General features: G+C 50.8%; 8 protein-coding genes and 1 pseudogene. 2 read left to right on the top strand and 7 right to left on the bottom strand.

The window, feature by feature from the left end; genetic code table 11:
• Nucleotides 1-11: 11 nt before the first annotated feature.
• The 5 genes and pseudogenes from AACR41_RS10990 to rpsT all read right to left on the bottom strand — a co-directional run bounded on the left by AACR41_RS10990 (nt 12) and on the right by rpsT (nt 10,799).
• Nucleotides 12-4,007 (bottom strand): DNA-directed RNA polymerase subunit beta', encoded by a 3,996-nt coding sequence (locus AACR41_RS10990; RefSeq protein WP_030006688.1) that lies wholly within the window; start codon nt 4,005-4,007, stop codon nt 12-14.
• A gap of 92 nt (nt 4,008-4,099) precedes the next feature.
• Nucleotides 4,100-6,010, bottom strand: coding sequence for a DNA-directed RNA polymerase subunit gamma (locus AACR41_RS10985; protein ID WP_012307653.1), 1,911 nt, complete (start codon nt 6,008-6,010; stop codon nt 4,100-4,102).
• 115 nt (nt 6,011-6,125) lie between these two features.
• On the bottom strand, nt 6,126-9,437 hold the full coding sequence (gene rpoB / locus AACR41_RS10980) for a DNA-directed RNA polymerase subunit beta (RefSeq protein ID WP_012307654.1): 3,312 nt from the start codon (nt 9,435-9,437) through the stop codon (nt 6,126-6,128).
• Between the two features lie 208 nt (nt 9,438-9,645).
• Nucleotides 9,646-10,424, bottom strand: a pseudogene (locus AACR41_RS10975) (TatD family hydrolase).
• 75 nt (nt 10,425-10,499) lie between these two features.
• Nucleotides 10,500-10,799, bottom strand: a complete 300-nt coding sequence (gene rpsT / locus AACR41_RS10970; protein WP_012307657.1) for a 30S ribosomal protein S20 — start codon at nt 10,797-10,799, stop codon at nt 10,500-10,502.
• A gap of 239 nt (nt 10,800-11,038) precedes the next feature.
• Between rpsT and hisD the strand changes: the two genes are divergently transcribed.
• Nucleotides 11,039-12,352 (top strand): histidinol dehydrogenase, encoded by a 1,314-nt coding sequence (hisD, locus tag AACR41_RS10965; RefSeq protein WP_030006687.1) that lies wholly within the window; start codon nt 11,039-11,041, stop codon nt 12,350-12,352.
• Here hisD and AACR41_RS10960 read toward each other — a convergent pair.
• Together AACR41_RS10960 and AACR41_RS10955 are read right to left on the bottom strand one after the other, a co-directional pair.
• Nucleotides 12,341-12,766, bottom strand: coding sequence for a hypothetical protein (locus AACR41_RS10960; RefSeq protein ID WP_030006686.1), 426 nt, complete (start codon nt 12,764-12,766; stop codon nt 12,341-12,343). The genes hisD and AACR41_RS10960 overlap by 12 nt on opposite strands.
• Before the next feature lie 24 nt (nt 12,767-12,790).
• Nucleotides 12,791-13,180 carry a hypothetical protein gene (locus tag AACR41_RS10955; protein ID WP_030006685.1) on the bottom strand — a complete coding sequence of 130 codons (390 nt, stop codon included), beginning with the start codon at nt 13,178-13,180 and terminating at the stop codon, nt 12,791-12,793.
• 153 nt (nt 13,181-13,333) lie between these two features.
• On the opposite strand from AACR41_RS10955, the gene AACR41_RS10950 reads away from it, so the two are divergent.
• Entirely contained in the window at nt 13,334-14,086 is a 753-nt protein-coding gene (locus tag AACR41_RS10950) for a hypothetical protein (protein ID WP_030006684.1), read from the top strand.
• Nucleotides 14,087-14,142: the final 56 nt, after the last annotated feature.

Raw genomic sequence — 14,142 nt, 5'->3', positions numbered from 1 at the left:
TTAGATTGCCATTATTGATCCTTCATCCAATTATCATCAATCATCGCATCATCATCAATCACAGGTGCTTTTCCCTGGACATCCGACGGGATCGGCGTATCATCAGAAATCAATTCATCGCCAGAGATAATATCCTTACGGTTTGATTTTCCTTCCGTAAAGGCCCGCGCTGTTTGATCATCGAGAATTTCGCTGCCATCGAGATCATCGTAAGTGCGACTCGATAACCCAGCACCATTGTCATTGGTCACAACATTACTGTAGCCATTGGGAGACCGTGAAGTGCCTTCGTCTACGAAATCATTTTGACTCGCAAACCCCGTTCCGGCCGGAATCAAGCGACCGATAATCACGTTTTCCTTGAGGCCCCGTAACCAGTCAGATTTTCCTTCAATGGCCGCTTCGGTGAGTACCCGTGTGGTCTCTTGGAAGGAAGCCGCAGAAATAAAGCTATCGGTGTTCAAGGACGCTTTGGTAATCCCTAGGAGCACTGGAGTGTAACGGGCTGGTGCACCACCAGTAATGGACATGGCTTCGTTAACTTGTTCTACTTGACGTAGTTCAATTAACTCCCCTGGCAACATTGTGGTATCGCCACCGTCATCGATGCGAACCTTTGCCGTCATCTGACGCACGATCACCTCGATGTGTTTGTCAGAAATGTCAATGCCCTGGGACTGGTAAACCCGCTGCACTTCTTCTACCAAGAACCGTTGAGATTCCCGGAGACCAATCAAAGCCGCTTCGTATATCCCCTTACTCTCAGCGTAGTAATCAAAGAAAATTTCCAGGATTTCGTGGGGATTATTCAAGCCGTCAGTGAGGGGTTCTGCTGGGCCAACCCGTTGACCATCGACCACCATCACACTTTGGTTGAGGCTAACCGGATACTCGCTAATGACACCGTCATCTTCGATGACTTTGACATCCACGGTTTCGTCATCAAGGTATTCGACTTGGCAGGTGCCAGGGCGACGGGCGAGCACTGCTGCTTCCTTGGGTTTCCGGGCTTCGAGGAGTTCTTCGATCCGGGGGAGACCCTGGATGATGTCCCCAGTTTTTGCCCGCTCAAAGACGAGTAGAACAAGATTGTCACCCCGTTGGACGAGATCACCTTCGTCGATGTGCAGGACTGCACCACCAGACACCCGGTAGGGCCGGGCGTGACGGAGGACAATTTCTTTGTCGCTGACTTTGAGGACTTGGGCTGAATCTTCGATCACAACGCCTTCGGCAATTTCGGTGCCAGCAACCACCAGGGTATTTTCTTTCACCTTGGCTTTGCCGTCGATGGTGAGGGTTTGGCGATCGCTATCACGCACAATCAACAAACGGCGGATCGCTTCTTGACCGGAACGAATCCCCCGAACCTCACCGGGTTCTTTACATTGGATTTCCGTGCGGGCTACCACTGCGCCAGGGGCAATTTCTTGACCATCTTCGACCATGAGTCGAGTTTGAACTTGGCCGCCAAAGGGATCACTATCGGAATCACGGCGGAGAATCAAGGACTCAAGAATCACTAACTGGAGACGTTTTACTTCGTCATCGGTGGGATCATCTTGAAGTTCAATGTCCGCATAGAGGTTCGCGAGGACATCTTCATCTTCCCCTTCAATGGCACCAATTTCGATAATCAATTGGGTGCTCAGGAGAGAAACACCATCAACGGATTTCACCCGTTCGCCATCTTTAAAGAATAAGCGCTGGACAGCATGGAGTTCGATATTCCGGCCTGCGCCCTGTTCGTTAATGGAACCTTGGGACGGTTCAACGGGGGTATCCTCGACTTGGAATTCCTCGACGGGACGGACAAGGAGCGCGACCCCTTCGGTGCTGATCACTTTTTCGCCGTAGCTCAGTTTGTCGATGGTCACCCCAGGGATCACCTCTTCACCGGGCTGGATCAGTTGTTCGTGATATTTATCGGCGATCGCCTCTTCGGTCAGGTGCAATTCACCCGGCTTAATAATCACTTCCCGGAGAATGTCATTCTTTTCGATGACCTCTGCGACCCCAGCCGATTGGGAGAAGATGTCCTTAACGACTTCTGTGCCCGCTTCGACGTACTGGCCATCTTCGACGATACGCAGGGAGCTATCCTTGTTTACCTCGTGGGTTTCCTCTGGGATCCAAAGGAGTGTGCCCCCTTTCAGCACTTCGTAGCCCTGTTTTTTCGTGCCCTTGGCCACTTCTACACCAGAGTATTTGATGATGCCTCCGGTGGTTGTCCGGTAGCGGTCATCAATAAGTTCAGCGATGTTGGCGTTGTTTTGCACCTTCGTGCCGGGGGCTGTTTTCAGGAGGAACTGATCCCCTTTAGAGGTTTCAATGATGTATTGTTCTGAGCCGCCCCCAGTTTCGTGGAGTACCTTCGCCTCATCTAGGAGTACCGAAGCGGTGACAATTTCAATCTCTCGACTATTGGGAATGAGTCGTACAACACCACCGGAGAGGGAAACTAATTTTGTTTCAGCGAGGATATCGCCCACATTGACATGGGTGCCGTTTTCAACGACGGGTTCAGCCCCAGCCGGCAGATTATAAACATCCCCAGCTAAAACCCACATCAAACCGCTTCTTTGGGCGGAGCGGGTTGTATTGCCTTGACGATCCGTTTTTTCTTCGGCAATGAGGTTATCAAAGAGAACTTCCCCAGCCAGATCGGAGGAAACGTCTTTGGTCGCTCTCTCGGTGGATTTTTGGGTTTTCTGACCCGCACCAACTTCAACGAGCAGATCGCCTTTCTTGACGGAAGCTCCTTCTGCCACCAAGACAAAGGAACCTGGTGAGAGCGCATGGCTTACCATTTTGCCATTGTCGCTGGGCTTCAACACCAGAGTACCGGCTACTTCTACCTGCTCTACTTCATCCCCGTGGGGCGTCCGCATCCGCCGCGTGCTGAGGCCATCTTTAAATTGAATCGTGCCAGCTTTGGAGGCTTTGATCGTCCGGGCGGCTTCCTTGGTAAATACCCCCCCGGTGTGGAAAGTCCGCATGGTTAACTGGGTGCCAGGCTCCCCAATGGATTGGGCCGCAATAATCCCGACGGCCTCTCCCATATCGACCATGTGACCGTGGGCAAGGCTCCAACCATAGCACTTGCGACAGACGGAACGGGCCGCTTCACAGGTTAAAGGCGATCGCACTTCCACCTCAGCCACCGTAGTCGCAATTTTCTTTGCCAGATCAGCATCAATATCTTGATTTCGTTGGGCAATGACTTCCCCAGTTTTGGGATCAACCACATCGGCATTGAGCACCCGACCAAAGAGGCGGTCTTCGAGGGAAATTTGTTCGCGTTCACCATCAGTCATGGCACGGAGTTTCAGGCCCCGGGCGGTGCCGCAGTCTTCTTCGCGAACAATCACATCCTGGGAAACATCCACCAAACGTCGGGTCAAATAACCAGAATCTGCCGTGCGGAGGGCGGTATCTACCAGACCTTTGCGGGCACCATAGGAAGAAATAATGTATTCCGTGACCGTTAAACCTTCCCGGAAGTTGGTTTTAATCGGCAAGTCAATGATTTCCCCTTGGGGATCTGCCATCAAGCCGCGCATCCCGACCAACTGACGCACCTGGGAGAGATTCCCCCGGGCACCACTAAAGGCCATCATGTAAACGGAGTTGAGGGGATTGGTTTCCCGGAAGTTTTTGACCACTTCATCTTTAAGGGATTCAGAGGTGCTGTTCCAGGTGTCAATAACCTTTTGGAAACGCTCAACCTCAGTAATTTCACCACGGGAGTAACGAGCTTCTGTAGTCTTAATCTCCTGTTCGGCGCTGTCTAACATCTGCCGCTTGATGGGCGGTACCTGGAGGTCATCGACACTAATCGAGACACCAGCCTGGGTTGCGTAACGAAAACCAAGGGTCTTCAGTTCGTCGGCCATGGTGGCACAGTGGGCAGAACCAAAACTCGTGTAGGCCCAGGACATCAGCTTCTTCAGACGTCCTTTATCGATGATGCGGTTGTAAAAAACGGCGGGTTTTTCCTTGGTCATGGTTTTTTGTGATCTCTGGTGTTAATAACTTAAGAAGAAAAACTTAAAGAAAGCAAAAGGCGATCGCCCTTTTCTTTCCGCTTACAGTCACCTTATACAGGTAGTCCTTCTGGGAGCGTCCGCTCGGTTAAATCAAGGGCATCTTGGATCGTCTTGTTGTAGATGATTCGTCCCGGCGTTGTGCGGATAAACTGACTAATCATTTCACCCTCTGCCGTTTCCCGAACCTTCCGTTCACGGTAAATTTTCAAAATAGAACCATCCTCTAACGTTTCAGATTCCAACACCCGATCATCCGCCTCATTAGTCTCAACATCACCGAGGTAGCGCAACCATACATAGGCATGCAAATCCACATCCCCTTGCTCATAGGCCCGCAACGCATCATCCATACTGCTAAAGTAGCGTCCCGCACCCCGCTGTGCCCCTGGGTTTTCCGCCGTCAAATAATAACAACCTAAAACCATATCCTGGGAAGGAGCCACAATGGGTTTACCCGTAGCGGGCGAAAGAATATTATGGCAAGCCAGCATCAACAGACGAGCCTCAGCTTGTGCCTCCAAAGACAAAGGCACGTGCACCGCCATTTGGTCGCCATCAAAGTCAGCGTTAAACGCAGGACAAACCAAGGGGTGCAACTGAATCGCGCGACCCTCCACGAGAATCGGTTCAAAAGCCTGAATCCCTAGTCGGTGTAGCGTTGGTGCCCGGTTGAGTAGTACAGGGTGACCCGTAATTACTTCAGCGAGCACATCCCAAACACTTTCATCCCCCCGTTGAATCAGCTTCTTTGCCGCCTTAATATTGCTGACAATAGTGCTCTTAATCAGCCGTTGAATTACAAAAGGCTGGAACAGTTCAATGGCCATCTCACGGGGCAGACCACACTGATAAATTTTTAGCTTTGGCCCAACCACGATGACAGAACGACCAGAATAGTCAACCCGTTTTCCAAGGAGGTTTTGCCGGAAACGACCTTGCTTCCCTTCAATAATGTCCGATAAAGACTTGAGGGGACGGTTATTTGCACCGACAACTGTCCGACCACGACGACCATTGTCAATTAGCGCATCCACCGCCTCTTGCAGCATCCGTTTTTCGTTGCGGACGATAATTTCCGGCGCCAGAATTTCTTGTAATCGAGCGAGACGGTTGTTTCGATTGATAACGCGACGATAAAGATCATTCAAATCGGAGGTGGCAAAACGTCCCCCATCCAGCTGCACCATCGGGCGCAGATCCGGTGGAATGACAGGAATGCTGTTTAAAACCATCCATTCAGGACGTGCCCCAGTCGCAATAAAGTTATCAATAACGCGTAAACGTTTAATTAACTTCGCCCGTTTTTGCCCCTTAGAATTGGCAATACCTTCCCGTAGTTCCTCAGCAACCGCCTCTAACTCAAGCTCTTGCAACAAACGCTCAATCGCTTCAGCCCCAATGCCAACTTCCACATCCTCTAACTGAGAATCTTCGCTGTAGAGTTGCTCTTCAATTTCTAACCACTGATCTTCCGTCAATAGTTGCTTATAGCTGAGGTTAGTCGCATTACCCGGATCGAGGACGACATAGGCATTGAAATAAACAATCTGCTCCACATCCCGCAGTGCCATATCCAGCAAAATGCTGAGGTAGCTGGGGATCCCCTTGAGATACCAAACGTGGGTAACTGCCGCAGCGAGCTTGATGTACCCCATGCGATGACGACGCACCCGAGATTCAGTGACCTCTACGCCACAACGCTCACAGACAATTCCCCGGTGTCTAACCCGCTTGTATTTACCACAGTGGCATTCCCAGTCCTTGGCCGGGCCAAAAATCCGCTCACAAAATAAACCATCCATTTCCGGTTTTAACGTCCGGTAGTTAATAGTTTCTGGTTTTGTGACCTCGCCGACGGTTTGACCATTTGGTAAAGTCCGCTCTCCCCACTGGCGTACCCGTTCAGGAGAAGCAATACCAATTTTGACGTAATCGAAATGTTGCTCTTGTTGACTTTTCATGCCCGTAACTGCTCTTTAAAAACGACTCGACGAATAAAATTTGGCCTATGCAAGCTTAAAAAAGGATGGGGCACATTTGAAAAATGCTGGCTGGCCCCACTACTTTTAAGGATGCTTACTCTGCTGCCTCTTCTACTAAATCCTCTTGATCTTCATTGGTGACTGACTCATAGGTGGGCCGGTTAGGAGCGCGACGTTGATTGTCCATCATCAAATCTACTTCCACATCACGACTGGTACCATCATCGGCTGCTTCCACTTTATGAACAGCAATGTCGAGACCCAGGGATTGCAATTCTCGCATTAGAACTTTGAACGATTCGGGAGTACCTGGGCGAGGAATCGGCTTCCCTTTGACGATCGCATTTAAGGCTTCGTTACGTCCTTGCATATCATCGGATTTCACCGTGAGTAACTCTTGGAGAGTATAGGCGGCTCCATAAGCTTCGAGAGCCCAAACCTCCATTTCCCCGAAGCGCTGACCACCCTGCTGGGCTTTACCACCAAGGGGCTGCTGCGTCACCAGAGAGTACGGCCCCGTAGAACGCGCGTGGATCTTATCGTCAACCAAGTGAACAAGCTTAAGCATGTACGCTTTACCGACAGTCACGGCTCGATCAAAGGATTCCCCAGTCCGACCATCGTAGACTTGGATTTTGCCAGGTTCATCTTCATTAAAGACCCAGTCTTTGTTTGGCTTTTTCGCTGCTTCGCGAATTTTGCCATGTACGGTTTCCCGTGATGCTTCAGCTCCGTGCATTTCGTCGAAAGGCATCATCTTAAAGCGAGCATTGAGATGTTCGCCGGCCCAGCCTAGGAGACACTCAAAAACTTGGCCTACGTTCATCCGGGAGGGAACCCCTAGGGGATTGAGCACAATGTCGACAGGGGAACCATCGGGTAAGTAAGGCATATCCTCAATCGGGAGAATCCGGGAAATAATCCCCTTATTCCCGTGGCGGCCTGCCATTTTATCCCCAACTTGGATTTTTCGTTTTTGAGCCACGTAGACCCGAACCACCATATTGGCACCCGGGGGTAATTCATCGCCCTGCTCACGGGTAAAGACACGGACATCAACCACACGTCCCTTTTCACCGTTGGGAACCCGGAGGGAGTTATCCCGTACATCCCGTGCCTTCTCCCCGAAAATTGCCCGTAGGAGTTTCTCTTCCGGTGGCTGATCGGACTCCCCTTTCGGAGTGACTTTACCAACCAAAATGTCACCAGATTCTACCCAAGCACCAATGCGAATAATCCCTTGTTCATCGAGGTGACGCAGGGCATCTTCCCCAACGTTGGGAATTTCACGGGTAATCTCTTCAGGCCCCAACTTTGTTTGACGGGCTTCAATTTCGAATTTTTCAATGTGGATACTGGTATACACATCGTCATAGACAAGGCGCTCACTGATGAGGATTGCGTCTTCGTAGTTGTAGCCTTCCCAGGGCATATAGGCGATGGTCACATTTTGACCGAGGGCAATTTCACCACCTTCAGTTGCGGAGCCATCCGCGAGAACCTGACCAGCGACAACATCTTCACCAATGTCTACAAGGGGACGCTGATTAAGACAAGTATCTTGGTTAGAACGCTGATATTTTTGCAGAGGATAAACAATTTCAGCGGCGTCCTCGGTGCCTTCACCGGTTGGTTGCACGCGGATTACGGTAGCGTCAACGAAGGTAACAACACCATCACACCGGGACACAATGACCATCCCAGAGTCACGGGCTGCTTGTGCCTCCAGACCGGTGCCAACAAGGGGACGTTCTGGTCTGAGGAGGGGAACAGCCTGCCGTTGCATGTTAGAACCCATCAGGGCACGGTTTGCGTCATCGTGCTCTAGGAACGGAATCAGTGAGGTTGCAACAGAGACGATTTGTAGGGGCGAAACTGCCACATAGTCTACTTGTTCGGGAGTGGTAGTCGAGAATTCCCGACGATAACGCACGGGAACTGTTTCACCGAGAATGTTACCGTCTTCATCCCGTGGTACATCGCCGGGGGCAACCCGCAGATCGTCTTCTTCGCCTGCCGTGAGGTAAACAGAGCCTTGGTCAAAGAGGATTTTGCCGTTTTCGACTTTGTAATAGGGCGTTTCGATAAAGCCATATTCATTAACGCGGGCATAGGTTGCTAGGGAACCGATGAGACCAGCGTTGGGACCTTCTGGGGTTTCTACGGGACAAATCCGACCATACTGGGTGGGGTGAATGTCTCGCACAGCAAAGCCGGCCCGTTCACGGGTTAAACCACCAGGGCCGAGGGCGGATAGACGCCGTTTGTGGGTCAACTCAGCGAGTGGATTGGTTTGATCCATAAACTGAGAAAGCTGGGAGGAGCCGAAAAATTCCTTAATCGCCGCAACAAGGGGTTTTGGGTTAACCAAGGAGGCTGGTGTTAGGGTGTCGGCTTCACTGACGGTCATGCGTTCACGAATGATGCGTTCGAGACGGTTTAGACCAACACGTACTTGGTTTTGTAGGAGTTCCCCCACGGACCGGACACGACGGTTGCCCAGGTGATCGATGTCGTCAATGTTTCCGGTATCGAATTCTAGGTTAATAAGATAATCAATCGCCGAGAGGATATCGGTGGGGGTAAGTACCCGTACGGTATCGGGGATGTTGAGCCGTAACTTTTTATTGATTTTGTAACGACCGACTTTACCCAAGTCGTAGCGCTTGTTGTCGAAGAAACGGGATTCTAATAGCTGCTGACCACCGCTGACCGTGGGAGGCTCACCGGGGCGGAGCTTGCGATAGAGTTCGAGGAGTGCTTCTTCTTCGCTGGGATTGCCTTCTTTTTCGAGGGTTTTTTGGTAGAAGTCAGCATGGCGCAAGGCGTCAAGGATTTCGCTATCGGATAGACCCATGGCCTTGAGGAGTACCTGGGCTGAAAGCTTACGGGTTTTATCAATCCGCACCCAGACAATGTTGTTTTTGTCTGTCTCAAATTTCAACCATGCCCCACGGTTAGGAATGAGGGATGCGGAGTAGGTGCGACGACCATGTTTATCGACTTCGGATTTGTAATAAACCCCAGGCGATCGCACAATTTGGTTGACGATTACCCGTTCTGCACCATTGATGATGAAGGTACCACGGTCTGTCATCAGAGGCAGATCCCCAATGAAGACTTCCTGTTCTTTGATTTCGCCAGTTTCTTTGTTGATGAGCCGGGTGGGCACATACATCTGGACGCCATAGGTGCTATCCCGACTCTTGGCCTCACTCATGCTGTACTTGGGTTCTTTGAGACGATATTTTTCCCCAATGAAATGCAGCTCTAATTTGCCGGTGTAGTCGGTGATGGGCGAGAAACTGTTGAGCTCCTCAATTAACCCTTTTTCAAGGAACCAACGAAAGCTTGACCGTTGAATATCAATTAGATCAGGAAGCAGGCTTTGGGTGATATGAGTCATAGGTATTATCTTGGGTCGGGATAACTGGGAGGCAATGGTGCAGCAAATGGCAGGCGATCGCCTTGGGTTAGGTAGAGAGTTTGTGTAGAAACAATAAGGCCCTTCAATGATAGTCCGGGACAAAAGCTCCTACAGCAGAATGCGACCTTCTCTGACCCCTAGGTTGAATCCTAAGGTGACGAGAATGCCGACAAAATAAAAAAGATATTTAGAAATGCAGCCGAAACAGCTGGCGGGCATTAGCTGTCGTTTGTTGGGCAAGGGTTTCCAAAGAAGTTTCCCGTAATTGAGCAAGGTATTCTGCCACATGGCGGACAAAGGCTGGTTCATTTCGCTTTCCCCGTTTGGGTACAGGGGCAAGAAAAGGACAATCTGTTTCGATCAAAAGGCGATCATCGGGCACTAGACGAGCGGAATCCCTGACCTGTTCAGCATTTTTAAAAGTCACCACACCACTAAAGCTAACGAAAAACCAAGGTCAAGAAACCATTGAGTTTCTTCGGGGGTGCCACTCCAACAATGCATTACACCGCGCACGGGTTGATCATTCGCCTGAAACTCTTTGAGGATTGCTAACAATTCTGCCGCTGCATCACGACAGTGAATGATCACCGGCAAATCGAGTTCCGCCGCCAGCTCAAGTTGCGCCCTGAGTACTTTTTCCTGGTGACGGTGATTTTCCGCCTTAAAAAAGTCTAGGCCCATTTCCCCAAGGGCAACGATCCGCGAATCACTCTGGGCCAAGGCCTTGATTTCTGCAGCCATGGTCTCTGTCCACTTATCTGCATCGAGGGGATGCAGGCCGACAGAAAATTTTAGCTCCGGAAACCGATCAACCAGGGCTTGAATTTCAGTGAACTCTTGGGGTTCGACGCAGGAATGGACCAAGTGGGCAACACCAGCGGCACGCCAACGACTGGCGATCGCCTCGATATCTTCTTGGAAAACATCGAAGTTGATGTGCACATGGGTGTCAACAAGTTGCATGGTAAAAGTGACAGCGGCTCCTTCAAATGATTAGCAAATAGGGAAAACCCCAGAGAACGCGACCGCTCTCTCGTCCTAGGCGGCCACTTGTCCAGTTGCTTGTTTAAATTCCTTTGCGAGCCGTGCCTTTTTCCGAGCAGCCGTATTGTGATGGTAAACTCCCCGTTTTACAGCCTTATCAATTTTGCTGTAGGTTGCAGAGAGATATTTTTGTGCTTCTGCCTGGGCATCTGCAGAGGGAGCCGCTGCATATTGTTCAATCGCTTGGAGGCACTTTTTGGTGAGGGTCTTGACCGCAGACTTATAGGATTTGTTGCGGAGACGATTACGTTCAGCAGTTTGGATACGCTTAATCGCAGATTTAATATTAGCCACAGTGGTCTAGGTTAATTTAGGTGGACAGATAAATATAGATGATCAAAAATCTCATTGTAGCAAAAGTTGCCCCACTGAGATCAATCACCGCAGAATTTAGGTTAGGAGTTGGAAGTCTCTAATTTCAGAGGTGAAATTCTACCACGAAAACCGAGGATAAGCGCGGAATGGCTGCCATTGGTTAGGAAAATTCAGTAGAATGAGACAAGATTTTAAGCAATGAGTGATTGATATTTTCTATGCTGCGCATTCTCTATCAGCAGACTGATGCCCCTTCTGAGTTACAACGTATTGCGAACCGCACCTCCCATGATGTAGCTCTAACCCAAGAGGCGGCGGTGAAAGAGATTGTCACAGCGGTGAAAAATAGTGGCGATCGCGCGTTGGTTGATTTCACGGCAAAATTTGATCGCCAAACCCTCACCCCCGAAAAATTAAGGGTTTCTGCCGCCGAGCTAGATGCGGCCTACCAACAAATTGACCGTCCCCTGCTAGAGGCGATCCAACTGGCCAGTCGCCAAATCGAAGCCTTTCACCGCCAACGGGTGCCTAAATCCTGGGTGCAGTTTGGCCAAAATGATGTGGTTTTAGGGAAACGTTACACGGCTGTGGATCGGGCGGGTTTGTATGTGCCAGGGGGCCGCGCGGCCTATCCGAGTACAGTGCTGATGAATGCGATTCCAGCAAAGGTGGCTGGTGTGCCAAAAATTGTGATGGTGACGCCCCCAGGGCCAGATCTCAAAATTAATCCGGCGGTTTTGGTGGCGGCCCAGGAAGCAGGCATCGAAGAAATTTATCGCGTTGGGGGGGCCCAGGCGATCGCCGCCCTCGCCTACGGTACCGAAACAATTCCGGCAGTGGATGTGATTACTGGGCCGGGGAATATTTTCGTCACCCTTGCCAAAAAAATGGTCTACGGTCGCGTGGGGATCGATTCCTTGGCAGGGCCTTCGGAAGTGCTAGTGATTGCAGATAATAGTGCGAACCCGACCCATGTAGCCGCAGATTTGCTCGCCCAGGCAGAACATGATCCCCTCGCGGCGGCGATCCTCCTTACCCCCGACCAAGAATTCGCCGAACAGGTACAAGCAGCGGTAGCCCAACAGTTAGAAAATCACCCCCGTCAAGAGTTAACCGAAAAGGCGATCGCCCACTATGGCCTCGTGGTGGTGGTGGATTCCCTGGAGAAAGCAGCGGAACTCTCTAACCTTTTTGCCCCAGAACACCTCGAACTGGAAGTGGCAGAACCCTGGGAACTATTACCCTTAATTCGCCATGCTGGCGCGATTTTCCTGGGCCACTCAACCCCGGAAGCGGTGGGAGATTATCTCGCCGGGCCAAACCATACTCTACCGACGGCTGGGGCAGCCCGTTATGCCTCGGCCCTGGGGGTAGAAACTTTTATGAAGCACTCCAGCATTATTCAATATTCTGCGAAAGCACTCCAAAACGTTGCCAGTGCCGTACAAACCCTGGCCGAAGCTGAAGGCCTCCCCTCCCACGGGGAATCAGTGCGGTTGCGTACCCAGAAAGGTCAATCTCTAGATCCCTAACCCCAAAAATTTGCGGAGATACAGGCCCCATTGGGCGGCTAATTCAATTTGGGTAAAGGGAATTTCGATCGTTTCTTGATCCTGGGTTTCGAGTAATAAAAAGGCTTTTCCCTGGCGGGGTAATTTTTCTGGTTCGTCTAAGCGATCAATCACTTGTTGATCAACGCGTAGGGCAATTTTTTGGATCGAGGCGATCGCCACCGTTTGCAGATCCACCATGCCTCGCCGGGTCGCTTTACCGTAGGTAATCTGACCATTGCGGTAACCTAGAATCGAATACAGATCATATTTTGCTTGATCAAAACCTTCGGCCCACCGTTGATAGGCCTCAATTTTTTGGTATTCGGCCCAACCAGCCCAGGCTAGCCCGATAAATAGCGCCAATAGCGGCAGCCACAATAATCCCCTTTCCATAAATGATTCACACAGAAATTTTGTTTACGATTTTGCTGCTTTGGTTTCGATGAAACGACGTAAACTGAGCAGCGTCACTGTCTGACCCAAATTTAACGGTAACAGAGAAACGCCTTCTAAATGGGACTGGAGCCAGCCATCATCCCAAGACCACCCATGGAAACCATCAATCCCCTGGCGCAATAGGAAGCGAATGCCGTGGTCATGGAGCGTCTCAACGGTGTGGTGAATGGGCACAACCCCAATCTGGGTCGTAAAGGTCGTTCCCGTCGTCAATTGGGTGGGCAGCTCCGGCCAGCGTTGCAACCAGAGCCATTGTTTGAGTTGTTGGGGTTGGGTTAGGCTCTCACGGATGGTCTGGCTAGAAGCGTTGATTTCGAGGCGAATGTTACTCTGCTGAAACTGTCCAAACATGCAAAAATTCTGGGCCTTCTCAAGGGAATGCCTATGATTATAACGAGGGATGCTCTGGCCATTGGAAACAAACGACCCCAAGCGCGCGTCTTTAAAGACTGACCTATGTAAATCAGTTTTTCAGTTTAATTATTCAGTAAAGGGATATTTGCCATGTCTACTACTTCAATCTCTCCTGGGAAAACCGGCACCATTACTTGTTTGAGTGCCTTGCTCTTGAGTACGGCGATCGCCCCCTTTGCTGCACTAAATCCAGCCCAGGCCCAACTTTTCCCACGCCAGTCGAACCGCAACACGACCATTCAACGCCAGGGTCAATATTACGGCCAAACGATCACCATTGCGCGGGGGACGAGTATTCCGGTGATGTACCCTGACGCCGAGCGCATTCTCGTGTCTTCTGAAGAAACCCTTGATTTGACCGTGGAAGTAGCCGCCAACCTGCGGGATCGCAATGGCCAGATTTTAATTCCCTATGGCACAGAAATTGAGGGACAAATTCGACCCGTGCGGGGCGGTTCCCAATTCATTGCTGAACGCTTGATTTTTGATAATAACGACACCCAGCGCATTTATGCTGAATCCCGGGTCAATGATCGAGTTGAAAATATTAACCAAGGTGCCGATGGCGGTGATCTCCTAGAAGGGGCAGCGATCGGGGCTGGGGCGGCAGCGATTATTGCTTTGCTCACAGGCGATCGCAGCATTGATTTCGGCGAAATTCTCCTGGGTGGCGGCCTCGGTGCCCTCGGGGGGTGGTTGCTTGGCGGTAATAGCAGCGGTGAAGTAATCGCCTTTGATGCTGACCGTGACCTGGATTTAATCCTCAGCAGTGCCCTAAGCATCGAGCCTTACAACTATCGCACTCCCCAAACCGTGCGCAATGACGATTTTTACTGGGAGTAACCGACTTTTGTCAGCCCTGGGGCAGTCCGGTATGATGGATCGAATTCTGACTTTTA

Source organism: Picosynechococcus sp. NKBG042902 (genome assembly GCF_963864045.1).
GTDB lineage: Bacteria > Cyanobacteriota > Cyanobacteriia > Cyanobacteriales > MRBY01 > MRBY01.
This window is presented reverse-complemented; position numbering and strand designations above follow the sequence as displayed.